At 36.9% G+C, this 22,963-nt stretch carries 23 protein-coding genes; 5 read left to right on the top strand and 18 right to left on the bottom strand.

Annotated elements, in window-relative coordinates:
- Positions 1-664 precede the first annotated feature (664 nt).
- Both IGI80_RS05360 and IGI80_RS05355 read left to right on the top strand, forming a co-directional pair.
- Complete coding sequence (locus tag IGI80_RS05360) at positions 665-2,146, top strand: peptide MFS transporter (RefSeq protein WP_002355315.1); 1,482 nt, start codon at positions 665-667, stop codon at positions 2,144-2,146.
- Between the two features lie 106 nt (positions 2,147-2,252).
- The gene (locus tag IGI80_RS05355) at positions 2,253-2,453 is read left to right on the top strand and encodes a hypothetical protein (RefSeq protein ID WP_002355314.1); all 201 of its coding nucleotides are present in this window, start codon (positions 2,253-2,255) and stop codon (positions 2,451-2,453) included.
- A gap of 83 nt (positions 2,454-2,536) precedes the next feature.
- On the opposite strand, the gene IGI80_RS05350 is transcribed toward IGI80_RS05355, so the two are convergent.
- The 6 genes from IGI80_RS05350 to rhaB form a co-directional block, all read right to left on the bottom strand.
- The gene (locus IGI80_RS05350) at positions 2,537-3,373 is read right to left on the bottom strand and encodes a sugar phosphate isomerase/epimerase family protein (protein ID WP_002413484.1); all 837 of its coding nucleotides are present in this window, start codon (positions 3,371-3,373) and stop codon (positions 2,537-2,539) included.
- A 1-nt stretch (position 3,374) separates the two neighbouring features.
- Positions 3,375-4,253, bottom strand: coding sequence for an AraC family transcriptional regulator (locus IGI80_RS05345; protein WP_002358417.1), 879 nt, complete (start codon positions 4,251-4,253; stop codon positions 3,375-3,377).
- Between the two features lie 251 nt (positions 4,254-4,504).
- Positions 4,505-4,816, bottom strand: coding sequence for an L-rhamnose mutarotase (gene rhaM / locus IGI80_RS05340; RefSeq protein WP_002375840.1), 312 nt, complete (start codon positions 4,814-4,816; stop codon positions 4,505-4,507).
- On the bottom strand, positions 4,813-5,661 hold the full coding sequence (rhaD, locus tag IGI80_RS05335) for a rhamnulose-1-phosphate aldolase (protein ID WP_002363003.1): 849 nt from the start codon (positions 5,659-5,661) through the stop codon (positions 4,813-4,815). Before rhaD ends, rhaM begins: the two co-directional genes overlap by 4 nt.
- Positions 5,662-5,688: 27 nt before the next feature.
- Positions 5,689-6,975, bottom strand: coding sequence for an L-rhamnose isomerase (gene rhaA, locus IGI80_RS05330; RefSeq protein WP_438722763.1), 1,287 nt, complete (start codon positions 6,973-6,975; stop codon positions 5,689-5,691).
- Positions 6,972-8,483: a rhamnulokinase gene (rhaB, locus tag IGI80_RS05325; RefSeq protein WP_002363001.1), complete on the bottom strand. Its 1,512-nt coding sequence runs from the start codon at positions 8,481-8,483 to the stop codon at positions 6,972-6,974. Before rhaB ends, rhaA begins: the two co-directional genes overlap by 4 nt.
- A 119-nt stretch (positions 8,484-8,602) precedes the next feature.
- Here rhaB and IGI80_RS05320 point away from each other — a divergent pair, with 119 nt between their 5' ends.
- On the top strand, positions 8,603-9,475 hold the full coding sequence (locus IGI80_RS05320; protein ID WP_002355307.1) for a helix-turn-helix domain-containing protein: 873 nt from the start codon (positions 8,603-8,605) through the stop codon (positions 9,473-9,475).
- Positions 9,476-9,622: 147 nt separating this feature from the next.
- On the opposite strand, the gene IGI80_RS05315 is transcribed toward IGI80_RS05320, so the two are convergent.
- The 10 genes from IGI80_RS05315 to IGI80_RS05270 form a co-directional block, all read right to left on the bottom strand.
- Positions 9,623-10,918 (bottom strand): TRAP transporter large permease, encoded by a 1,296-nt coding sequence (locus tag IGI80_RS05315; RefSeq protein WP_002355306.1) that lies wholly within the window; start codon positions 10,916-10,918, stop codon positions 9,623-9,625.
- A gap of 35 nt (positions 10,919-10,953) precedes the next feature.
- Positions 10,954-11,430 carry a TRAP transporter small permease gene (locus IGI80_RS05310; protein WP_002355305.1) on the bottom strand — a complete coding sequence of 159 codons (477 nt, stop codon included), beginning with the start codon at positions 11,428-11,430 and terminating at the stop codon, positions 10,954-10,956.
- A gap of 14 nt (positions 11,431-11,444) precedes the next feature.
- The gene (locus IGI80_RS05305) at positions 11,445-12,452 is read right to left on the bottom strand and encodes a TRAP transporter substrate-binding protein (RefSeq protein WP_438722762.1); all 1,008 of its coding nucleotides are present in this window, start codon (positions 12,450-12,452) and stop codon (positions 11,445-11,447) included.
- Positions 12,453-12,472: 20 nt separating this feature from the next.
- Positions 12,473-13,579, bottom strand: coding sequence for a beta-galactosidase BglB (bglB, locus tag IGI80_RS05300; protein ID WP_002385348.1), 1,107 nt, complete (start codon positions 13,577-13,579; stop codon positions 12,473-12,475).
- Positions 13,580-13,808: 229 nt separating this feature from the next.
- Entirely contained in the window at positions 13,809-14,597 is a 789-nt protein-coding gene (locus tag IGI80_RS05295; RefSeq protein WP_002362994.1) for a gluconate 5-dehydrogenase, read from the bottom strand.
- Positions 14,598-14,618: 21 nt separating this feature from the next.
- Positions 14,619-15,458: a 5-dehydro-4-deoxy-D-glucuronate isomerase gene (kduI, locus tag IGI80_RS05290; RefSeq protein WP_002355301.1), complete on the bottom strand. Its 840-nt coding sequence runs from the start codon at positions 15,456-15,458 to the stop codon at positions 14,619-14,621.
- A 12-nt stretch (positions 15,459-15,470) separates the two neighbouring features.
- Positions 15,471-16,478 (bottom strand): sugar kinase, encoded by a 1,008-nt coding sequence (locus IGI80_RS05285; RefSeq protein ID WP_002403812.1) that lies wholly within the window; start codon positions 16,476-16,478, stop codon positions 15,471-15,473.
- Between the two features lie 4 nt (positions 16,479-16,482).
- Positions 16,483-17,130: a bifunctional 4-hydroxy-2-oxoglutarate aldolase/2-dehydro-3-deoxy-phosphogluconate aldolase gene (locus IGI80_RS05280; RefSeq protein WP_002367887.1), complete on the bottom strand. Its 648-nt coding sequence runs from the start codon at positions 17,128-17,130 to the stop codon at positions 16,483-16,485.
- 160 nt (positions 17,131-17,290) lie between these two features.
- Positions 17,291-18,043 carry an IclR family transcriptional regulator gene (locus tag IGI80_RS05275; RefSeq protein WP_002355294.1) on the bottom strand — a complete coding sequence of 251 codons (753 nt, stop codon included), beginning with the start codon at positions 18,041-18,043 and terminating at the stop codon, positions 17,291-17,293.
- A 130-nt stretch (positions 18,044-18,173) separates the two neighbouring features.
- Positions 18,174-18,641: a MerR family transcriptional regulator gene (locus IGI80_RS05270; protein WP_002383688.1), complete on the bottom strand. Its 468-nt coding sequence runs from the start codon at positions 18,639-18,641 to the stop codon at positions 18,174-18,176.
- Between the two features lie 100 nt (positions 18,642-18,741).
- Between IGI80_RS05270 and IGI80_RS05265 the strand changes: the two genes are divergently transcribed.
- Both IGI80_RS05265 and IGI80_RS05260 read left to right on the top strand, forming a co-directional pair.
- A complete protein-coding gene (locus tag IGI80_RS05265; RefSeq protein ID WP_002385351.1) occupies positions 18,742-20,259 on the top strand; it encodes an MDR family MFS transporter in 1,518 nt (505 codons plus the stop codon).
- Complete coding sequence (locus tag IGI80_RS05260; RefSeq protein WP_002385352.1) at positions 20,259-20,963, top strand: DUF4811 domain-containing protein; 705 nt, start codon at positions 20,259-20,261, stop codon at positions 20,961-20,963. The genes IGI80_RS05265 and IGI80_RS05260 overlap by 1 nt, the downstream gene beginning before the upstream one ends.
- Positions 20,964-21,017: 54 nt before the next feature.
- Here IGI80_RS05260 and IGI80_RS05255 read toward each other — a convergent pair whose 3' ends face one another.
- Together IGI80_RS05255 and IGI80_RS05250 are read right to left on the bottom strand one after the other, a co-directional pair.
- Positions 21,018-22,247: an ABC transporter permease gene (locus IGI80_RS05255; RefSeq protein ID WP_002355288.1), complete on the bottom strand. Its 1,230-nt coding sequence runs from the start codon at positions 22,245-22,247 to the stop codon at positions 21,018-21,020.
- Positions 22,244-22,954 (bottom strand): ABC transporter ATP-binding protein, encoded by a 711-nt coding sequence (locus IGI80_RS05250; RefSeq protein WP_002383683.1) that lies wholly within the window; start codon positions 22,952-22,954, stop codon positions 22,244-22,246. The genes IGI80_RS05255 and IGI80_RS05250 overlap by 4 nt, the downstream gene beginning before the upstream one ends.
- Between the last annotated feature and the right edge of the window lie 9 nt (positions 22,955-22,963).

Below are 22,963 nucleotides of genomic sequence, written 5' to 3'. Positions count from 1 at the left end.
TGTCGATTTTGTTACATTTTGTAATAAAAAGCTGCTGGAAGCTTGATATTATCCTGTTTATATTTTGCGAAAAAAAGTTAAAAAAACAGGATTTTATTTTCGAGAAACCGTTTTCTAACCCTTGATTAGCCATTAAATGTCGGTTTTTTTACATTCGTTTCAGTCAAAAAGTAACAAAATGTTAAAGATACTAGACATGAGAATGTTTTTTTCAAAAATTCACGCCTAAAAAGAACAGGTGTTTTCTTTGAATTTTTTTATCATTCACTATTTTTATTTTTCCTTCTATTATATAGTTAAATTTTTTGTCGTATTCATTTTTTGATTCTGAAAAAACACTAAGCACTTCCTATTGAAACAAAAAGAGTTAAACAAAAAAATCTTATATTTTGCTTGTTATTTATTCATTTTAATCTTATTCAAAAAAAGAACAGCTAAAACGACTATGAAAACAAATTATTGAAAGTAAAGCAGAATAAATATTCATTTTTATCATAATTCACGAATAAAAAACAAACAATCGCTCGAACGCTTGTTATTTAAAAACATAATCAGTTTTTTCTCTTTCTATTTTCCAATCTATGAGTAATAAAATATATGAATCTACATTTAAGTCATTTTATTATCAAATATTCTGAATATTATAAGAATTGGAGTTTTATCTATGAGTGACAAAGAACAACTTGAGAAATTAGACAAATCCTTTCTGGGACAACCGAAAGGACTAGCAACACTGTTCTTCACAGAAATGTGGGAACGTTTCAGTTACTACGGCATGCGTGCTATTCTAATGTATTACATTTACGATACCGTAGCCAATGGCGGTTTAGGTCTCCCCAAAGCAACTGCCTTAGCCATCATGTCCATTTATGGATCAATGGTTTTCATGTCCAGTATCATTGGCGGTTGGGTCTCTGACCGTGTCTTAGGTTCAAGGAAAACTGTTTTTATTGGTGGTTTGCTAATCATTGCTGGACATATTGTTCTCGCTACCCCATTTGGTGTCCCCGCCTTATTCGTTTCTATTATGTTGATTGTGTTTGGGACTGGGATGTTAAAACCAAACGTTTCAGGGATGGTTGGCCATCTTTATTCAAAAACTGACTTACGTAGAGATGCAGGCTTCTCCATTTTTTACATGGGGATTAATATCGGAGCCTTAATCGCTCCCCTTGTTGTCGGAACTTTAGGACAAGAATATAATTATCATTTAGGCTTTTCAGTTGCCGCAGTAGGGATGTTCTTCGGGCTACTACAATATTATTTCCAAGGACGTAAATCTCTTGCTGGGATTGGTCAGGCCCCAACTAATCCAATGTCTAAAGAAGAGCAAAAGAAATTTGCTAAAGCATTTATGTTGGCAATTGTCGTTGCTTTACTTATTTTTGGTGGCGCCTATGTCACAGGACATTTAACAATTGATTTCTTTATTAATACCATCAGCGTGTTAGGAATCCTGTTACCAGTTTATTATTTCAGCAAAATGTTAACGTCTAAAGATGTCACTGCTGAAGAAAAACCAAAAGTTCTGGCTTATTTGCCATTATTCTTAGCAGCAATTGTTTTCTGGTCATTGGAAGAACAAGGTTCGTCTATTCTTGCTCTATTTGCAAATGAACGGACGCAAACGAGTTTGTTTGGCTTCCCGATTGCCGCTAGCTGGTTCCAATCATTAAATCCTGTATTCGTAGTTATTTTGACCCCTATTTTTGTTACATTATGGACAAAACTAGGTAAACGTCAACCATCAACAGTTGTGAAGTTTTCACTAGGGCTAGTCTTTGCTGGTCTTTCCTTCGTCTTATTAATGTTGCCAGGTCTACTTTATGGTACCGAAGGACGGGTGAGTCCACTTTGGTTATTCTTTAGTTTCTTCATTATGATTGTCGGAGAAATGTGTTTATCTCCCGTTGGCTTATCGATTACTACAAAATTAGCACCGAAAGCTTTCGAAGCTCAAACCGTTGCTATTTGGTTATTAGCAGATGCCGCTTCACAAGCCATTAACGCTCAAATTGCTCGTTTCTATACACCTGGAACAGAGTCAGCATATTTTGGGATTGTCGGACTTGTAGCTGTCGTTGCTGGGATTCTCTTATTCATTGTGAAAAAACCAATCCAAAACTTAATGGGTGACGTCCGTTAAACCGTCAAAAAAGTTGCCTTTCTCTTTTTTGAAAGGCAACTTTTTTATACAGCGTTTTGATAACGTTTTCATCAAGTGGTATACTAAATAGAAGGAGGACGAGGACATGCGTTACTTAATTGGCGGTATTTTTTTATTGATTAGTATCTGGCAATTCATTGTTACTGGACGAACATTTTCCTACTTAAAGAAAGAGGGCGGCAAAAGAACCTCACCATTTATTCTGTTAGGACTATGGAGTAGCTTAGTGTTTGCTATTATTTCATTTGCTGTGGCGATTGCTTCTTTCTTTTATGTGAGTTTTTAAGGCAAGTATATTTTATATTTTTTCTTATTAAGCAACGAAAAACATCTCAAAAAATCGAGATGTTTTTTGTTGCACATTTTTATCTAAATGGAATGATATTGCGAAACTTTTTGATAGGCACTTGCTATTTTTTCAAATGGTGTTTCCTCAAAAATAGTGAACAGTCCGGGCTTATGTTTATTCAAAAATTGAATGGTTTCTTTAAGAGGTACCTGCCCTTCGCCAATGGCTACCGGAAATATCTTCTGATTTCTTATAATGAAATCTTTCAAATGAAAAGCAACGATTTTTTCACCAAAACACTCAAACGCTTCTTCTACTATTTCCAAATACGTTTTATCTATATCTACTCGAATTAAGTTGGTAGGATCCAAAATAATACCTAAATTAGTTGAAGCAACCTCGTCAATCAATCGTTGCATTTTTTCAATTGTATGAATTGGATGATTGATTCCTGGTTCAATCCCAACAATTATCCCATACTTTTCAGCTTCTCGACATAATCTTCTAACAGAAAATAAAACTTCTTCGTAGGCTTCTTCTGTATAATTATCTTCAGTGTAATAAATCGTTTCATATATACTGCCTGTTTCAGTTGCAACGATTTTTGCCCCAAACATTGAAGCGTAACGAATGTATGTTTCAAATTGATGCAGTCGTTTTTCTCGCTCTTCTAAATCTGGATGAATCAGATTAATATAACAACTTAGGACACTAATCGTAATCTTTTCATCTTCGAAAATATTCTTCAATTGACTTCCTAGTCCTGGAGATAGAACAGCAGCACTTGCATATTCTGGATAAGAAATACCTAAGGCAAATTGAATTGAAGTTATGTTCGTTTCAGCAATTTTTTTAGCCAATTCCACAGGAGATATTTTGGTGCCAACATCATGGGCACGTACTGCAAGTGTCAACATTTTATTCAAGCCTCACTTTCTTTATAGATTCTTCGTAATGATCAAAATGAATGATCTGATTATTCTTATGTTGCACCAAAAATTCTTTTGGTGTCATATTAAACTCTTTTTTAAAGGACTTCAAAAAGTGTGGATATGATTTAAATCCACATTTCAGGTAAACATCACTAGCACTGCGATATTCTTTTAATAACTGTTTAGCGTAAAGTAGTTTCTTTTTCAGCACAAATTGATGGAAAGTAAATCCTGTATGTTTCTTAAATTCCCGCGTTACATAATACTTAGTCACAAAAAAATTTTTTTCCATCTGTTCTAAGGTTAATGGTTGATCCAAATTTTGAGAAATGTAGGTAATCATTGCTTCAATTCGTTCATTTTCAATCATTTGTTTTGGTTGGCTCTCATTCTCTTCTTTCAGAACTAATTGATTTAAGTAAATTAAAAAGTCTAACAGTTGTTGTTCATAACGAACATCCGCACCATATTCTTCTGGCAAAGGAGAATGATCTAACGGGGTCAAGTAGTTTGCTAATTTTGCTACATCCACTTTGATAACTTTACTACGACGCTGACCAAAATGTTGAAAACAAGCAGACAAGTTTGTCCGTTTACTAGATCGTTGTTGTAAAAAATCAGGTGTTAAAAAAATATACATCCGTTCAAAATCATCAGTACTCTGCTTAATAATTCGATGTAAATCATGATAATGAATGAGTAAAACGGTTCCTGCTTCAACATCAAATTGATGTCCATCTAAAAAGAACGTTGCTACCCCTTTTAACGTACAATGGACTTCATAAAAATCGTGGTAATGATAGATGGTTTTTTCTGGACTAACCATATCTTTTACATGAAAGATCTCATATTGATCTGAAATCATACTATTTACTTGTGATTTCCGGATTTCTTTTACACTCTTCAACAAGATTCACCTCTTTTTTTAGAAGTTAACTATTTTTTGAATAAACAGTTACAGCTAATGTTGGTACAATTTATTACTTTCTGGAACAGGCGTTACCACAAAGGCTTTCTTTGTAAGTTCCAGAACAATTTCTTAAAATCAATTCCACTCAAGTAAGTTGTTTTGTGTACAATCATACGATTCACTATAACAAACTGTTCTATTTTAAATTATAGTTCAAAAACTTTTCTTAATTCAGTCGTCATCGGCGAGCAATCAGGATTTGTTTCCATAATATCTTCCATATAGTTCCACCATTTTTGATTGATTGGTGTCAGTGCTATTTGCTCCCAGCGAGCTTCATCTTCTATTTCTAAATAACCAAAAAGTGTACTGGTTTCAGTATTTAAAAAAATTTGATACTTAATTACCCCATGTTCTTTCAGCATTTGACGCATTTCTGGCCATAACTTCTCATGACGTCGTTGATATTCGGCATGTTGATCAGGATATACTTGCATACAAAAGGCTTTTTTTATCATAGCTTTCTCCGTTTTGATACTTTCTCTTCCAAATAGCCAACTTTCGGTGTCACACCAAACGCTTCTGCTAAGCGCCATAAATCTGCATCTGAAATTGTTTGGCGAACGCCTCCTTGCGCACAAACATAAGTGTACACTTCAGCAGCTTTTTCGGCAGTTTCAATTAAACCAAATACTTCATCCATATCACGGCCAGTACCATAAATACCATGTTGCGGCCATAAAACTAAACGAGATTCTTTCATTTTTTCAGCCGTTGCTACACCAATTTCATTCGTTCCAGGAACCAACCACGGAATAATACCAACACCGTCTGGAAATACTACTAAACATTCGGTACACATTTGCCATAATGTTCTAGTAAAGACTTTTTCATCTAATTCGTGAGTAAAACTCATTGCTAATAAATGACTCGCATGATTATGCATGACAATGCGATTTTCTGGATCAACAGCTAAACGAGCAATATGGCTCATAAAATGGCTAGGTAATTCACTCGTTGGCACAGCTTCATCTTCTAAGCCCCACAATAGTTCTAATTCCTGGCCATTTTCACTAACTCGTAAAATCCCTAAGTTTTCGCTTGGTGCATCACAGACATTTTTAAAATATTTTCCTGAGCCTGTCACGATAAAATATTTTCCTGCTAATTTCGTTGCATCAAATTTCATTGGAATCTTTCGGAGCACTTGTGTTGGATTTAGAAAAGGTAAAATCTCCTCCTCTTTTAATAAATACGAAATATTTCCGCCATTTCGTTCATCCCAACCTAAACGATATAAATTTTTGGTCGTTTTGACCATTTCTTCCACAAATGGTGCTTGTAACACGTTCATTTTTTTCATTTTAGAAGTTCCTCTCGTTTGTTAATTTTATGAAAAACGACAACTATCTTTACCTGTTGGCAATTGACGAGTTGGTAAAATCACTTTTTCGTATTCTTGAACATCCGTTAACCAATCTAAGCCGATAGGTACGTGATTTTCTTGACAGTAGTAGTTCCAGATATCGGCAAATGGAAAGTCTTTTAACTCTTCCGTTAAGGCTAAACGTGTGGTAAAATCTCCCATCAATTCAGTTTCTTTTAAGACGTTTGTTGGCTCAAGCATCGCTTTCATTAACGCTTTTTGTGTATTGCGGGTGCCAATCACCCAAGCGGCAACACGATTGATTGTGGCATCAAAGAAATCTAAGCCCACGTGTGTTTTTCCTAATAAATCATTGCGAACTAACTCCTTGGCAATCTCTTGCAATTCATCATCCATAATGACAACGTGGTCACTATCCCAGCGAACTGGACGACTGACATGTAATAGCATTCCTTCGCCAAATAAGGATAATGAAGATAACTTATTAGAAATCACTTCTGTTGGATGAAAATGACCAGCATCTAAACAAATTAATTTATTCCGCGTTAAACCGTAGCCCATATAAAATTCATGAGACCCAACTGTATAGGCTTCTGACCCAATCCCAAAGAGCTTGCTTTCCACTGCATCGACTGTATAAGCTGGATCAAATTCCTCTGAAAAAATTTCATCTAGCGAAGCCATTAGCCGCTTTCTCGGCGTTAAACGATCAACCGGGTTATCTTTAAAGCCATCTGGCACCCAAAAGTTATTGACAGCTACTTGTCCTAATTCTCTTCCAAAATATTCAGCAATTCTTCGTGAACGTTTCCCATGCTCAATCCAAAAGTTTCGAACTTGCGGATTCGGATGAGCTAAAGTAAAGCCATCGCGGTACATTGGATGCGAGAAAAAGGTTGGATTAAAGTCCAATCCTAAGCCATTTTCTTTTGCCCAAGTCACCCATGGTTCAAAATGCTTTGGTTCCAGTTCGTTTAAATCCACCCTTTCCTCTGTGTCTAAATAAATAGCATGCAAATTCAATTTGTGTTTTCCTGGAATTAAAGAAAACGCTTTTTCTAAATCTTGACGTAGTTGCTGGGGACTTCGAGCAACGCCTGGATAATTCCCTGTAACTGAAATACCGCCAGAAAGTTCATCCTCACTTAAGAAGCCTCTCACATCATCTCCTTGCCACACATGCATTGAAATTTTGACATCAGCCATTTTTTCCAATACAGCTTCGGTATCTACGTCAATACTGGCATATTTTTCTTTCGCTTCTTCATATTTTTGTGTAATGGTTGTCATAATGAGCTCCTTTTCATAAATGCTTGATAGCGATTTTTTATTGTTGAATCAATTGGATTTGCTTGATAGATTTCCGTGGGAAAAGATGTTTGGATACAAGTACGAGCTGCTGGAATATCTTTAAGTTCACCTGTTGCAATCATCTGCATCAAAAGATTACCTAAAGCAGTTGCTTCCCCAGGTCCCGCTTTCACTGTAACATTAGCAACATCAGCAGTTAGCTGGTTCAATAAACGATTATTGGAACCACCACCGACAACATGTAAAGTTGTAATTTTCCGTTCGATTCCTGTTAATTGAGCTAATTTTTCTAGTTCTACGCTGTAACACAATGCTAAATTATCATAAATACAACGAGCGAGTTCACCAGGGCTTTCAGGAACTGTTTGTTGTGTTTCACGGCAATAGGCTTGTAATTCAGTAATCATATTTCCCGGATTTAAAAAACGAGGATCATTTACATCAATAAATTGTTGAAATGCTGGTTCTTTTTCAGCTAAGGCGGCCAATTCAGCATAGCTATATTGGTAGTTTTGGTGCCGTGCCACTTCTTGAATTAGCCACATACCCATAATATTTTTTAAGAAACGAATTGTGTTCTGGGCGCCCCATTCATTCGTGTAATTTTCTTGGAAAGCTTCAGCAGAAATTGTTGTAACAGTCGTTTCAATGCCTAATAAAGACCAAGTACCACTGCTAATGTACGCCCAGTCATCGCCAATGCCTGGCGTACCTAAAATTGCTGAAGCTGTATCATGACTAGCTATCGTAATCAACGTTGCATTTGGTAAATCATAGTCTGGAAAAGCCGCTGTTTGCAGGTCACCTAAAATCGTGCCCGGCTCTACTAATGTTGGAAATAGTGTTTCATCAATTCCTAGGAAATCCAGTAATTCACTTTCCCATTGTTTCATTCCAGCATTCAACAGTTGCGTGGTGGAGGCGTTGGTGGCTTCGATGACTGCTTTTCCAGTAAAGACATAACCTAAGTAATCAGGGATTAACAACAATTGGCTGGCTGCAGCCAAACGTTCCTTTTCCTCTACAAATAACTGAAAAATGGTATTAAAAGGTTGAACTTGAATCCCCGTTTGTTGGTACAATTTTTCTAATGAATAGCCTTTTGAAAAATTTGTTACAGCTGCTTCTGTCCGTCCATCTCGATAAGCAATCGGTTCGTCCAAAAGTTGTCCAGATTGATCCAGCAGACAATAGTCAACACCCCAAGTATCAATTCCAATAAAGCATTCCTTGATACCTAATTGTTTAACTTTTTGCAGACCAAGCAGTAACTCATGAACTAAACTAGCCATATCCCAACGCTGATACCCATCTTTTTGATGAAAACCATTTTTAAAACGATGAATTTCTTCTATTGTTATCTGACCATTCGCTAAGCGTTGACTTTTCATTATGCGACCGCTAGAAGCGCCAATATCAACCGCTAAATAGGTTCGTTTTTCAACTTGTTCTTTTTTCACTTTGTTGATAGTTGTCAATCCTTTCACTATTTTTATTTTTTGTACGTTAGACTAACTTTATGTATTCATCATAAACAAAAAATAGCGCTTTCACCTCTCACAATTTTGAGATATAATTGTACTATCTTGGTAATTAGGAGGTTCTTATGGATTATTGGGAAAAAGCCGACTACTCTTGGTCAGACGATTCTAAGCGACATATTTTGACACCTAGCAGCAAAAGTCGCACACTTTTTTATTACATACAGGAAATTGGACAGTTTAAAGCCTCGCGCCCTTATTATACGGAGCGGGCACATTTACCATCATACTTAATTAAATTCACGCTAAATGGTACTGGGGAATTACGCTATCGTTATCATACATACAGCTTACAGAGAGGTGATTTATTCTTTATTGACTGTCGGGATTATCAATACTATCAAGCAACCAGCGAAGATCCTTGGGAAATGGACTGGATTCATTTTGAAGGAGGAAATTCTGGTGCTTTTTTCCAAGAATTTATGAAAAATGGTTCACCAGTTTTCTCCACTAATCAGCTTCCAGAAGATAATCCTATTCATTTAATCATTCAGCAATTATTACAATTACAAGATTTACAACATGCGCAAACTGATTACCAATCTTCCGTCTTAATTCATCAATTACTGAACGAATTATTGTTGCAAAAGTATCGTCAAGACTTTACCTACGAAACGATTCCATCATTGGTTTTGGAAATGAAAGCTTACATTGATCAACATTTCAAAGAAACAATTTCTTTAGAAGACTTGGCTCAACTCTTTCATTTAAATAAATATCAATTGAACAAAGAGTTCTCCAAATACATTGGATTACCGCCAATTAAATATCAAATTAGTAAAAAAATTTCTTATTCAAAAGATTTACTACGCTATTCTAATCAAACAGTGAAAGAAATTGCTGTAGATGTTGGTTTAGAAAACTATGCCTACTTTAGTCGATTATTTAAAAAGCGAACTGGATTAACTCCTAGTCAATACCGTAAAAGTGGCTTCTAAAAAATCTCTCTATGACACATAATGTCATAGAGAGATTTTTTATTTCTATGCCTCCTAAACTCAATATTTTATAGTAAATTACCAAATCTAGTTGATTGAACAACTTATATTTCGCTCAATTGGGGTTGTTAGACAATTTGTATTGAATTAAGAAATTAGATTTGGTAACCACATGACAAGTTCAGGTACATATGTGATTAAAAGTAAAATTGCTAAGATTACCAGATAAAATGGAACTAGTGGTTTCAGCATTTGCTCAGCTTTAACACCCCCAACACTAGCACCAACATATAATCCTGTTCCAACAGGTGGTGTAATTGAACCAACACACAAGTTCATAATCGCAAATAAACCAAAATGAACTGGATCCACCCCAACATTCATAACAATTGGTAAAAAGATTGGCGTAAAAATCAAAATAGCTGGACCAACATCCATAAACATTCCCACAAACAATAGGACAACGTTTACTAATAGTAGAATTAAGTATTTATTGTCTGTGATTCCTAAAATAGCTGTACTGATTGCTTCTGGTATCCCTGTAAAAGCCATCGCAAAAGACATCATTGAAGAAGTTGCCAACAAGAACATAATGGTTCCACTCATCAAGACAGCCTCTTTTAACATTTTAGGTAAATCGTTTATTTTCACTGTTTTGTAGTAAAACATTGAAATCAATAATGAGTATGCAACAGCAATTGCTGATGCTTCAATCGCTGTAAATAACCCCGTCAAAATACCACCAATAATAATGACAATTAACAATACACTGGGAACCGCTTCTCGCAGAACCTTGCTGACTTCTCCTTTTTTTGCTTTTGCCACAGTAGGATAATTATGACGTTTTGCAATAACATAAGCTACCACCATAATTCCTAACGCCCACAAAGAACCTACCAAATAACCTCCTAAAAATAAAGAAGAAATAGAGGCCCCACCAGCCACCAATGAATACATAATAAACGCTGTACTTGGTGGAATAACCATTCCTGTAGGAGCAGAGGCAATATTTACAGCCGTTGCAAATTTCCGATCATAGCCCTCATTTACTTGTTGCGGAATTAGTACGCCACCAATAGCAGTCGATGCTGCAATTGCAGAGCTAGAAATCGAACCAAATAATGCGTTCCCTAACACATTAGTATGTGCTAGCGCGCCGGGAACACGACCAACAAATAACATAGAAAAATTTACCAACTTTTGGGCAATTCCCCCATTATTCATAATCACACCAGAAAAAATAAAAAACGGAATTGCTACGAGAGAGAAACTATTTAAACTAGAGACCATTTTTTGAGCTGAGGTAAATGCAGCTGCTTCAAAAGGAATTACTAATAACAATGTTGCAATTGAAGATGCCGCAATGCTCATACCAATTGGCATACCAACTACCAATAAGACTGCAAAAACTACAAATAAGATAATGCCTGCTTCTAAAGCCATATTTTTACTCCTATTCTTTTTCTTCTATAAACGCATTAAGAATCTTTTGATTGCGTGAATAACTCTAGCAAATTCATCAAACTATAAATAAACATCAAAACACCTGCTACTGGAACGGCTAAATAGACATAACCCATAGGAATTGCCAAAGATGGTGAAATTTGTCCTAACGTAATTACTACACCATTCCAACCACCAAATATCATAATCACTCCTGCAAAAAGTAGGAACAACAATTGAACAATAAATTCTAAAAAGCGTTTTTGTTTCCCTTGTAATTTTTCACTTAACAAAGTTACTGCTAAATGTCCCTTTTTTCCAACCACATAAGCAGAAGCTAACATCGCCAGCCAGACCAATGCAAAGCGAACAAATTCTTCTGTTAAGGTACTAGGATTTTTTAACACTGTCCGGGCAAACACTTGGTACAAAACGACCAAAACCATTGCAGCAAGAATGATTGATCCAAGTATTTCTAAAAGTCGATTTAAAAATTTTCTAAAACCTTTCATAATTACCTCCTTAATTAGTCCGCCAACTGGCGAATAGCCTGATACAGTTCGCCATGTTCTGAGCTATTTTTGAATGATTCATGCAACGGTTGAACAAGTTTTTGGAATGGTTCACTGTCTACTTGATTGAACACAACACCATATTCTGCTTGTGCTTTTTTCTTTTCTTCTTCAACCGCTTCTTTAAAGACCGGTTTTTCAAAAGCGGTCGATTCTTTTGCTGCTTCTTCAATCGCTTGTTCTTGTTTCGCTGTCAAACGTTCTTTTGTCCCCTCGTTCATAATCACAATATCTGGCACTCGAGTATGCTCATCATAAGAATAATACTTAGCCACACCGCCATGGCCAGCTGTATATAAAACGAACTCATTATTCTCTGCACCGTTGATTAGATTAGATTGTAGAGAAGTATATACTTCCGAACTACCCATAGGTACTGGCGAACCCCCTAAAAGTTCTACCATTTTGATGGCGGTTTCACTTTGCATGACCCGAATTTTTTTACCTTTCAAATCATCTGGAGATGTAACAGGCCCTTTGCTCATATAAAAACTTCGTTGACCAGAGTCATAATAAGTTAAACCAACAAATCCTAATTTTTTTGTAGAATCATATACTGGTTGCATTAGCGCTTGATTATCCATTACTTTAAAAAAATGTTTTTCATTATCAAAAATATACGGAATGGCAAATACAGAATAATCTTTAGAAAAACTTTCTAATGCTGATCCACTGACCTTTGCAAAATCAATTGCACCTGTTTGTGTTAATTCAATTAGTTCTGTTTCTCCCCCTAATTGACCATCTGGAAAGTATTCAATTTGAACTTTACCATCTGTTTTTTCCTCTACCAATTCACCGAATTTCTTCATAGAATCGATAACTGGTTGGCTATTACTAGCATACGCATAGCGCAAGACTACCGTATCACTTGCCGAAGCTTCTGTTTTGCCGCAACCACTTAGCAACTGTAATCCTGCCAATACCATAACTGCTGTAAATAAAACCTTTCTTTTTTTCATGAACTTTTCTCCTTACTTTTCTAGCAATAAGAAACAAGCAATTCAGTCAAACATAGGATTGTTAATGATTGACCATAAGGCATCGCTGTCATTCCAATTGTGCGATAAAAATCTAAATTATCACCCATTCCTGTACCAACTGACACATGTTGTACTTCTCCCGTTTCATCAATCTCATTTAGTAAGCCAGCAATTGCTTTGTTTGCCACTTCTTCATATTCAGAAGAAATATATTTTTTATGAACCGCTTTTAAAATCCCATAAGCGAATCCCGCTGTAGCAGAAGATTCTAAATACGAATTTGAATCATTAATTAATGTATGCCATAAACCAGATTCATCTTGGTATTTCGCTAAAGCTGCCACTTGCGCATTGAGGGTACTTAATAAAAATTCCCGTAAACTATCTCCTTTTGGCAACTCTAAGATTTCAATAATTTCTGGAATAGCAATCGTAATCCAGCAGTTCCCTCTTGCCCACAGTGCTTCCGCATAGTTATGATTTCCCTCAAAAGTCCAACCGTGATACCATAGACCACTTTTTTTATCTTGTAAATATTTAATATGGATTAAAAATTGATGCTTTGCTTCTTCCAAATAATCGAGTCGATTCAACAACTTACCAATTTTTGCCAAAGGTAAGACAGTCATCATTAACGTATCATCCCATAATTGATTTTTATTTTCTGGTCCATATGTCGCATGTTGCAAGCCCCCTTCATTCGTTCGGGGCATTTCTTCCATCACCCATTCCGCCCATTGCTCTAAGTAAGGTATATATTTAGAGTCTTTAGTGTCTTCATATAGATAAGCCATTGTTAAAAGCGGAGCCATCGTATTCACATTCTTAGGCGGCGCGCCTTCTTGCATCCGACCTTCAAACCAGTCGTTAACTACTTGTAAAGCTTTTTCACTTTTAGTATTTCGATAATTCTTATATATACCATACAACCCAACGCCTTGCGGCCAGTTCCAAATCGTCCAACTTTTGTCATCAACTTTTAAACCATCAAAATCTAACAGAAATTCACCTGTGTTATCTTTAATCGTTGTTAAATTTCTAATTAATAAGTCAATCGTTGTTTCTACTGTATCTTTTGGTATGAATTGTTCCTGTTTAATAATCATCGGCAATCAAAACTCCTTTTCCATCCCACCAGCGCAAATGAAACGCTTTCATTTTTTTGTAATTTTAGTTTAGCAAGGAATGTTAGCAAATTATATAGTTAATCTTGACGAATTACTGTCAAAAATTGACTTTTTTTAAAAATTAGATACGGTTTTTACCAATTCAATCAATGAGTAAATAACAAAAAACGGACATCCTTTTTAGGTATGTCCGCTTTTTGTTACTTATTTATGGTTGTTTTCCAATATAAGCTAAAATTCCACCATCGACATATAAGATATGTCCGTTAACAAAGTCAGAAGCGTTAGATGCTAAGAAAACTGCTGGGCCAGCTAAGTCTGCTGGTGTGCCCCAACGATTAGCAGGTGTTCGTCCCAAGATGAATTCGTTAAATGGATGCCCTGGTTCTCTTAATGGCGCCGTCTGTGGCGTTTCAATGTAGCCAGGTCCAATCCCATTACATTGAATATTATATTGTCCATATTCAGAAGCAATATTTTTCGTTAACATTTTTAGTCCGCCTTTTGCTGCCGCGTACGCACTAACTGTTTCACGACCTAGTTCACTCATCATTGAACAGATATTGATAATTTTGCCATGACCCTTTTCAATCATATCTGGAATAACCGCTTTTGCCATAATAAATGGCGCATTCAAGTCAACATCAATCACTTGACGGAACTCTTCTGCTGACATATCCACCATTGGAATTCGTTTAATAATTCCCGCATTATTGACTAAAATATCAATAGAGCCGACTTCTTCTTTAATCTGAGCGACCATCGCTTGAACTTGCTCTTCATCAGTGACATCACACACATAACCACGTGCTTCAATCCCTGCGGCCCGATAATTTTCCAATCCTTGTTCAACTGATTCAGGAGATAAGTTATTAAAAACAATTGTTGCTCCTGCTTCAGCTAGGGATTTCGCAATCTCAAAGCCAATCCCATAAACAGCACCTGTAATTAACGCTACTTTTCCATCTAATTGAAAATCATTCATTTTAAATTCCATGTTTTCTCCTCTTTCTTTGGTTTATTTTAATTGATCCATTGCAACCATATCCATGTCTGTGTACGTAATATTTTCTCCGCACATGGCCCAAATAAAGGAATAATTACTTGTACCAACCCCAGAATGAATTGACCAGCTTGGTGAAATAGCTGCTTGTTCATTACTCATTACTAAATGTTTCGTTTCGTCTGGTTTACCCATCATGTGGAAAATCCGCGTATCTTCTTCCATATCAAAATAAACATACGCTTCCATACGACGTTCATGTGTATGACAAGGCATTGTATTCCAAGCGCTACCTGGTTCTAAAATGGTGTAGCCCATTTGTAACTGGCAACTTTCACAAACGTTCGGATGAATGTATTGGTAAATTTTACGTTGGTTCAATGTTAATGGATCACCCGTTTCCATTGGGGTAATTTCATCAATACTAATTTTTACGTTGGGATATTTATGATGTGCTGGCACACAACTAATGTAAAATTTCGCTGGATTATCAGGGTTTTCTGAAGAAAAACGAACATGTTTTGTTTCTTTCCCAATATAATAGCCATCTTGTTTTTTCATTGTTTCTTTGGCGCCATCAATTTCAATAAAGCCTGGTCCCCCAATATTAATAACCCCTAGTTCACGGCGTTCTAAGAAATAGTCAACCCCTAATTCTTTGTCCAAAATAATTTCTAATTCTTCTGTGGTCGGTGTCACACCACCAAAAATCATCCGATCATTATGTGTGTAGGTTAAGCTGATTGCACCTGGAATAAAAACTTTCTCTACTAAAAATTCATCTCTCAATTGTTCTGTTGAATAGTGACGGATATCCGCCGGACTATGTGTATAACGTGTTTCCATATTTTGCATAACTAAAATCTCCTATCTATTTATTTTTCCTGAGCCCGTTGCCAAAAAAGCAAGGACTTCTTTTTGACTAAATTGATTACAATCACCATGGACAGTATGTTTTAACGCACTAGCCGCTGTCGCAAAATCAATGCAGGTTTGTGGATCATAGGCAGCTAATATGCCATGTAAAACCCCACCAGCAAACGCATCACCGGCACCGACACGGTCAACAATCGGTTGTAATCGATGACATTTGGACGTATAATACGCACCTTTGTACCATAGCGTTCCGATTAATTCATTATCTGTCGCTGAATGAACTTGACGTTTGGTTGAATAAAATACTTGAATGTTGGGATAACGTTCTTGCATTTTTCGGTAGTACCACGTTAATGCGTCTTCAAGTTCTTCCTCTGGTTCTGGAATCTCCAATAAATAACGAGCATCTAATACCCCAGCTGAACAAATATCAACAAATGGAAGAATGGACTTCAATGCCACGCTCGCTTCTTTCTGGGACCAAAGTTTCCCTCGATAATTAATGTCAAAACTTACTTGGCACCCTGCTTGCTTCGCTGCTTTAACTAGCGCAACCGTCATACTTTGCCACGTTTTTGATAACGCCGCTGTAATTCCTGAAATATGAAAGATCTCTACTCCTGAAAACAGCTCATGTAAGTCCCATTCCATTTCTTCGATTTGAGCAAAGCTTGAATAGGCGCGATCATAGACAACACTGGCTGCTCGTTCTCCTGTACCAGTTTCCAAGTAATACGTTCCTAGACGTGTTCCGCCAGTTCGTACAAATTCCGTTGAAACCCCATAACGACTTAAATGCTTTTTTGCGGCTTCTCCTAATGAATTATCGGGCACTTTACTAGCAAAAGTCACTTGGTGGCCATAGTTCGCTAACGAAATCGCTACATTCGCTTCACCACCGCCGTAATGTACAGCGAAATTTTCTGTTTGTGCTACGCGTATTCCGACAGGCGTAGACAAACGCAACATGATTTCTCCCAATGTTACGACTTTCCCCATGTGCCTACACCCCTTTGATTGCTTGGAATTTTTCCATATAGGCTTGGGCAACCTCACGAACTTTTTCAAAATCCCCAGTTGCTGCTGGCGCTAACAGATTGCCACCAACACCGACGGCCGTCACACCTGCAGCGAACCACTCGGCCATATTTTCCAAACTGACACCACCCGTTGGCATAATATTTAACTGAGGCAATGGCGCTTTAAATGCTGAAATAACACTCGGTCCATAAACACTTCCCGGAAATAGTTTAATAATATCTGCTCCGCTTTTCAGTGCTTCTTTCATTTCTGTGATGGTCATACAGCCTGGCAAGTAAGGAACTTGATATAAATTGCAAATTTTAGCGGTTTCTTCATCGAAGCTTGGACTCACAATATATTCAGCCCCTGCTACAATAGCTAAACGAGCAGTCGTAGCATCCAAAACTGTCCCCGCACCAATGACTACGTCAGGATTCTCTTGGTATAACGCAACTAATTCCTGAATCACTTCTGTTGCTTGAGGAACAGTAAAGGTTAACTCAATCCCCCGCATACCGCCTGCTACAATGGCTTGACTAGCTTTTAGCGCTTCCTCTTTTGTCTTTCCGCGAACCACAGCAATCACGCCAGCATTTTCTAATTTTTGTAAAATTGATACTCGCTTCAACAGACTCCCTCATTTCTTATTTAGAAATATATATTTATTATAAAGAAATTCACAACTTCATTATACAGATAAAAAAAGAAAATGCAAACGTTTTTACAAAAATAAAAAAAGAAAGACAAACAAAAATCCCAATCGACTTTTGTTTGTCTTTCTTTTTCTACTATAATTTCGCTTCAATCGCTGCTTTTGTTGCCAAAAGGGCTTGATTAATCGTCGTTTTATTTTCCTCTGTCAAACGATATTTCGGCATGCTTACACTAAAAGCACCCGCAATTTCGCCATCTTTCATTAAAGATACTCCGCTACAGAAAATATCTTGTTCAATTTCTTCATCATCGTAAGCAACCCCCGTTTGTTGCACTTGTTTTAATTCTTTTTTCAAACGCAAGGGATTGGTAATCGTATTTTCGGTATAGGGAATTAATGTCTGCGTGTCTAAATATTGTTGCACTTGTTCTTCCGAAAATTCTGCTAAAACGGCTTTACCCATGGCCGAATTATACAAAGGTCGAGTAATTCCCACTTTCGAGGACATGCGAATCGTTTGATTTTTCGGTTCTAATTTATTGATATACAGAATTTCATTATTATTTAAAATCCCTAAATGAATGGTTTCATCGACCGTATTTTGAAGGTTTTCTAAATAAGGTACCGCAATTTCAGCTAAATCGATTTGCTCCACACTTTGATTCGCATAGCGAATCAATTTTGTTCCTAAGCGGTACGTCTTGTTCGTGTCTTTTTGAACATAGCCAATTAATGTTAAGGTTTCTAAAATTTTGATTGCCGTTGATGCCGTCATTTCGGTATTCTTTGCAATTTCCTGTAAGGTTTGATCGGGTTGTAAACTTAGACAGTCCATGATTTTAGCCGCTTTTAACAAGACTGTTCCGTAAGGTTTTGTTTCTTTCATCGAAACCCTCCTTTTCCATATAAGAAATTATATAGAAAAATAAAGAAATTGCAAGAAAAAAAGAACTCGAAGATTCATTCAGTAACGTTTTACTTTCACTTCAGGTCTTTCTCCCAGTCCTATTTCATTCTTATTTTCTTTTCTTTAACTCATCAGAAACATCTGCATCCTTAGGAATTAAAAGATACTCACTGACTTCTGTGGTTTCATTAAATACAACATATAATTTTTGTTCTTCATCGAAATCGCCCAAATCAATCGCTACGTAATTGGGACAAACTTCTGAGATACCATGAAACATTTGACTAAAGATTTTTTTCGTCATCCCCACATTACGATGCTGCTCTTCTGCTTTTTCCACCGCACTTTGTAACGTATATCCTTCATCTAAAAAACGCTTGATCCAATGCACTTTGACGACTGTATGTAACCGATATTTCCGTGGACCGTTTGCGTCTTTCGCAATAGAAGAAATATACCCTTTTTCTTCCCAATAACGAAGTTGACGTGGCGAAACTTCAGCAATTTCACTTAGTTCACTAATTCCTATCAACAAATTTTCTTCATTTAACAAACGCTGAATCATTTTTGACCACATTAGTTTAACTTCCTTTCCCTTATCCTTTCCTTAATTGTAGTTTTTTTTACACCTTTGTCAAGTAAGTTGACAAAGATTCTAATTAGTTGTAAAGTAGTTAATGCAATTTAATTTGAAACTTACAGAAAAAGGAGCGATATATGTGACTTCACAACAACCTGTGGATATTCACGGAAAACCTTATAACCGGTCGTTACTAGTCGGTGTTTTACTAATCGGAACATTTTGTACAATTTTAAACCAAACACTTTTAACGACGGCCTTACCTACATTAATGAAAGAATTTGATATCTCAGCTTCAAGTGTACAGTGGCTAACCACTGGATTCCTACTTGTGAACGGCATTATGATTCCCATCAGTGCTTGGTTGATTAACAAATTCAGTTCAAAAAAATTATACATAACAGCGATGTCAACGTTCTTAATCGGAACCATCATCTGTTTTGTAGCGCAAGACTTCGGCATGTTATTGACTGGACGTCTTGTTCAAGCCGCAGGGGTCGGCGTATCTATGCCTCTTTTACAAACAATTATGCTTTCAATTTTCCCGCCTGAAAAACGTGGCGCTGCCATGGGCACAACGGGAATTGTTATCGGATTAGCACCCGCTTTAGGTCCAACATTATCTGGTTGGATTATTGATTCTTATACATGGCGTGACCTTTTTGGGATGGTCATTCCAATTGTCGTTTTAGTCCTAATTTTAGCTTCATTTTTAATGAAAAATGTCATTCAATTATCTAATCCAAGTATCGATGTCTTATCGGTCATTCTTTCTACTCTCGGCTTTGGTAGCTTACTTTACGGCTTCTCAAGCGTTGGTGATAAAGGTTGGGGTAGCCCACAAGTCTATGGATTCTTAATTGTTGGTGCGATTGTTTTATGTCTTTTTACATATCGACAATTGCATTTAGAACAACCTTTCTTAGAACTACGCGTTTTTAAATCAAAAGTCTTTACTGTTGCGGCCATTTTATCTGGCGTAACCAACATGGCAATGATTGGTGCCGAAATGGTTTTACCTTTGTATATCCAAAATATTCGTGGCGAATCTGCCTTCCATTCAGGGTTAATGCTTTTACCAGGAGCGTTAGTCATGGGACTTATGATGCCAGTAACGGGTCGCATTTTTGATAAAATTGGTGCCCGTCGTCTTGCGATTACCGGGATGTTTATTTTAACAGCTGCAACGTTACCGTTTGCTTTCTTAACAAAAGCAACACCTATTATTTATATCATTGTCCTATATGCGATTCGGATGTTTGGTATTTCGATGGTCATGATGCCTGTGACAACTTCTGGCATGAATGCTTTACCAATGAATTTATTAAGTCACGGAACTGCTGTAAACAACACCTTCCGACAAGTAGCCAGCTCAATTGGAACAGCTGTTTTGATTAGTGTTTTAACAAATGTTACCAAAGACGGCTTACCTGCATCGGACTTATTAAAAACAGCCCCACTCACTTATCGCGACCAAGCAACAAACGCAACACTAAACGGTTATCACGCAGCCTTCTTCGTGGCAACAATCTTTGGCGTTCTCGGCTTGGCGATTACTTTCTTCTTAAATAAAAAAGAAGCGATGCCTGTTAAGGAAGTAGGTGCAATGAAATAATGATTATTTTCCTTTTAATCCTTTGCGTGTTAGGCTTTGCCTATACGAATGTATTTGGCCGAAAAGTTTGGCATAAATGCTGTATGGTTATTTTTGGTTTAGGGTTCTTAGCTTCGTTAAGTCTTATCGTTTTAAACGATAAAGATCATTTTGGTATGACCGAAGTTACTCAGGACAAAACGTTTGAACTAAAAAGCAGTAGTTCAAGCAAAGATGGCCCCAACATGTTATTGTACCAGCCGTTGGGCGATGGTTCCGAAAAAGTTTATTTATATAACACACCAGATAAAAAGAAACTACAAAAAACAGGAACGGAAAACGTCACAAACACAGTTCAAAAAGATGCTCAAAAATCCACATTAGTCCAAAAAACGACGAAATGGTCCTATCAAGAGTCCTGGGCCAAAACACTATTTGGCCTTGCTGACAACGATAACCAATTTGCAAAACAAGAAAACACCTTCAACGTTGCTAGTGACTGGCTAGTTTTAAGTGCTGATCAAGCAAAAAAATTAGGCGAATATATGGAACAACATGCCGCTGATATCAAAAAAGAAGGGACTGAAACAGTTGGCAAAAAAATGATGGCTGCTATGATGGCGAATCCATCAATGTCCCAAGAAGAACAAGCGAAACTCACCGAACAATATACCAAAGAGTTTCAACAAGAATTGATTCAGAAAATTCTTAGTGACATGAAATAAAAAAGCGAGCTTGATAGGATCATCAAAAAAGATGTGACTACCAAGCTCTTCTTTTTAATTATAAATCGCTTTAATCGGATCCATCCTCGAGGCACCAATTGCTGGAATAATCCCGAAAAAGATACCTGTGAAGACAGAAACCAATGTTGAAATAGCAAAGATGGACGGCGTAATAATTGGCGTAATCGAAATATACCCACCGACCACAGTTGCCAATAAATAGCCGCAGCCGACACCAATCAAACCACCAATCAATGTGATAAACGCTGCTTCCATTAAAAATTGGAATAAAATGACTCGTGGTTTAGCACCAATGGCCCGACGAATCCCGATTTCTCGTTTCCGTTCCGTGACAGACACGTACATGATGTTCATGACGCCAATTCCCCCGACTAATAGGGAGATTGCAGTAATTGCCATCAGAAACATTGTCATACCCGTGACCATTTCTTCCATTTGTTGTTGGAGTTGTTGGTCTTGGTCGTTTTCTTTAAACGTTCCTTTCACTTCAGGATGATTTTCACTTAAAATGGTGATTGCCTGTCCTAAAATTGCTTCACGGTCCGCTCCCTCACGAACCTTAATATTGATGCCACTAATTGCTTTTGTTTTTGCTAATTTATTGTATGATTCTCGAGAAACAAAACTGCTCATAGCAGTTGCCCAATCATCGTTCATACCCAAACTATCTAAATCTTTTGGTGCTAAAATACCAATCACCTTGTACATATAACCACCAATTGAAACAGCTTTTCCAATGAGTTGGCTAGGATCATCAAGCCGAATTTGCGCTTCAAAGATATCATGATTTAAGACAATCGCATCTGTATTTGCATCGCTCGGTTGAAAATCACGACCATATAAAATATCATTCTGCCCTTTAGTCGACGTAATGGATAAATTCGCTTGTGCCCCAAAATAATCCATTGGTACAAACAAATTGTCTCCGCCCCCCATCATTGATTCACCATATTGAGGATAAATACTTTCAATTCCTTGAATGTCTTGTAATTTTTTCAAGTCCACTCGGCTAAACGTATAATCTGGCTCTTCATAGGACATAAAATTGTCACTGCTACCATCCGACATTGTATAATGAATCTTCAAAACATCCGCGTTCACTGCACTGGATGCCTTCACAACTTGACGCTTCATCCCTTCACCTAGCGCAGAAATCGTTACGACTGATGTAATCCCAATAATAATCCCGACCATCGTTAAAAATACCCGCAACTTATGCGCCTTTAAGCTTAAAAAAGTACTAACAAATAAATTAGCAATCATCTAATCACCTCTTCTTCCAAAAAGCGACCATCTTTCATATGAATCACTCGTGAGGCATATTTTTTCATATCTTCATCATGTGTCACCATGACAATTGTTTTGCCCTGTTCATTCAATTCTTTCAATAATTCCATGATTTCTGTACCCGTTTCACTATCCAATGCCCCAGTCGGTTCATCAGCCATAATCAATAATGGATCATTCACCAAGGAACGAGCAATGGCTACTCTTTGTTGCTGTCCTCCAGAAAGTTCAGTAACTTTTGATTTGGCTTTTGTTTCCAAACCGACAATTTTTAGGTATTTTTCAGCAATCGCTTTTTTCTCAGCGCGGCTTTTTTTCCCTTCATAAACACAGGGCAATTGAACATTTTGACTAACATTTAAGGAATTAATCAAGAAAAATTGTTGAAAAATAAACCCTAGATATTCATTGCGAAAGGCTGATTTTTTATTTTCAGACAATTTTGAAACATCTGTTCCTGAGAAATGATAGCTTCCGTCTGTTAAGCGATCCAAGAAACCAATAATGTTCATCAGCGTTGTCTTACCGCTGCCGGACTTCCCCATGATTAAAATGAACTCTCCTTGATGGATGGTCAAGTTCAATTCTTTTAAAACATGTAGTTTTTCCTTACCTACTGGATAGAACTTGTTAATGTCCCGCAATTCAATGAGGGGTTGATTTGTATTGTTTGCTTCCACCATCAAGCCCTC

The organism is Enterococcus sp. DIV1420a (assembly GCF_051712165.1).
Lineage (GTDB): Bacteria > Bacillota > Bacilli > Lactobacillales > Enterococcaceae > Enterococcus > Enterococcus faecalis.
Note: the sequence above shows the minus strand (reverse complement) of the source record. Positions and strands in the feature narration are given on the sequence as shown.

Excerpts from the sequence above, each read along its gene's own strand:
- IGI80_RS05360 (WP_002355315.1), top strand. The coding sequence starts at position 665 with ATGAGTGACAAAGAACAACTTGAGAAATTAGACAAATCCTTTCTGGGA.
- IGI80_RS05355 (WP_002355314.1), top strand. The coding sequence starts at position 2,253 with ATGCGTTACTTAATTGGCGGTATTTTTTTATTGATTAGTATCTGGCAA.
- IGI80_RS05350 (WP_002413484.1), bottom strand. The coding sequence starts at position 3,373 with ATGTTGACACTTGCAGTACGTGCCCATGATGTTGGCACCAAAATATCT.
- IGI80_RS05345 (WP_002358417.1), bottom strand. The coding sequence starts at position 4,253 with ATGATTTCAGATCAATATGAGATCTTTCATGTAAAAGATATGGTTAGT.
- rhaM (WP_002375840.1), bottom strand. The coding sequence starts at position 4,816 with ATGATAAAAAAAGCCTTTTGTATGCAAGTATATCCTGATCAACATGCC.
- rhaD (WP_002363003.1), bottom strand. The coding sequence starts at position 5,661 with ATGAAAAAAATGAACGTGTTACAAGCACCATTTGTGGAAGAAATGGTC.
- rhaA (WP_438722763.1), bottom strand. The coding sequence starts at position 6,975 with ATGACAACCATTACACAAAAATATGAAGAAGCGAAAGAAAAATATGCC.
- IGI80_RS05320 (WP_002355307.1), top strand. The coding sequence starts at position 8,603 with ATGGATTATTGGGAAAAAGCCGACTACTCTTGGTCAGACGATTCTAAG.
- IGI80_RS05315 (WP_002355306.1), bottom strand. The coding sequence starts at position 10,918 with ATGGCTTTAGAAGCAGGCATTATCTTATTTGTAGTTTTTGCAGTCTTA.
- IGI80_RS05310 (WP_002355305.1), bottom strand. The coding sequence starts at position 11,430 with ATGAAAGGTTTTAGAAAATTTTTAAATCGACTTTTAGAAATACTTGGA.
- IGI80_RS05305 (WP_438722762.1), bottom strand. The coding sequence starts at position 12,452 with ATGAAAAAAAGAAAGGTTTTATTTACAGCAGTTATGGTATTGGCAGGA.
- bglB (WP_002385348.1), bottom strand. The coding sequence starts at position 13,579 with ATGATTATTAAACAGGAACAATTCATACCAAAAGATACAGTAGAAACA.
- IGI80_RS05295 (WP_002362994.1), bottom strand. The coding sequence starts at position 14,597 with ATGGAATTTAAAATGAATGATTTTCAATTAGATGGAAAAGTAGCGTTA.
- kduI (WP_002355301.1), bottom strand. The coding sequence starts at position 15,458 with ATGCAAAATATGGAAACACGTTATACACATAGTCCGGCGGATATCCGT.
- IGI80_RS05285 (WP_002403812.1), bottom strand. The coding sequence starts at position 16,478 with ATGGGGAAAGTCGTAACATTGGGAGAAATCATGTTGCGTTTGTCTACG.
- IGI80_RS05275 (WP_002355294.1), bottom strand. The coding sequence starts at position 18,043 with ATGAAAGAAACAAAACCTTACGGAACAGTCTTGTTAAAAGCGGCTAAA.
- IGI80_RS05270 (WP_002383688.1), bottom strand. The coding sequence starts at position 18,641 with ATGTGGTCAAAAATGATTCAGCGTTTGTTAAATGAAGAAAATTTGTTG.
- IGI80_RS05265 (WP_002385351.1), top strand. The coding sequence starts at position 18,742 with ATGCAATTTAATTTGAAACTTACAGAAAAAGGAGCGATATATGTGACT.
- IGI80_RS05260 (WP_002385352.1), top strand. The coding sequence starts at position 20,259 with ATGATTATTTTCCTTTTAATCCTTTGCGTGTTAGGCTTTGCCTATACG.
- IGI80_RS05255 (WP_002355288.1), bottom strand. The coding sequence starts at position 22,247 with ATGATTGCTAATTTATTTGTTAGTACTTTTTTAAGCTTAAAGGCGCAT.
- IGI80_RS05250 (WP_002383683.1), bottom strand. The coding sequence starts at position 22,954 with ATGGTGGAAGCAAACAATACAAATCAACCCCTCATTGAATTGCGGGAC.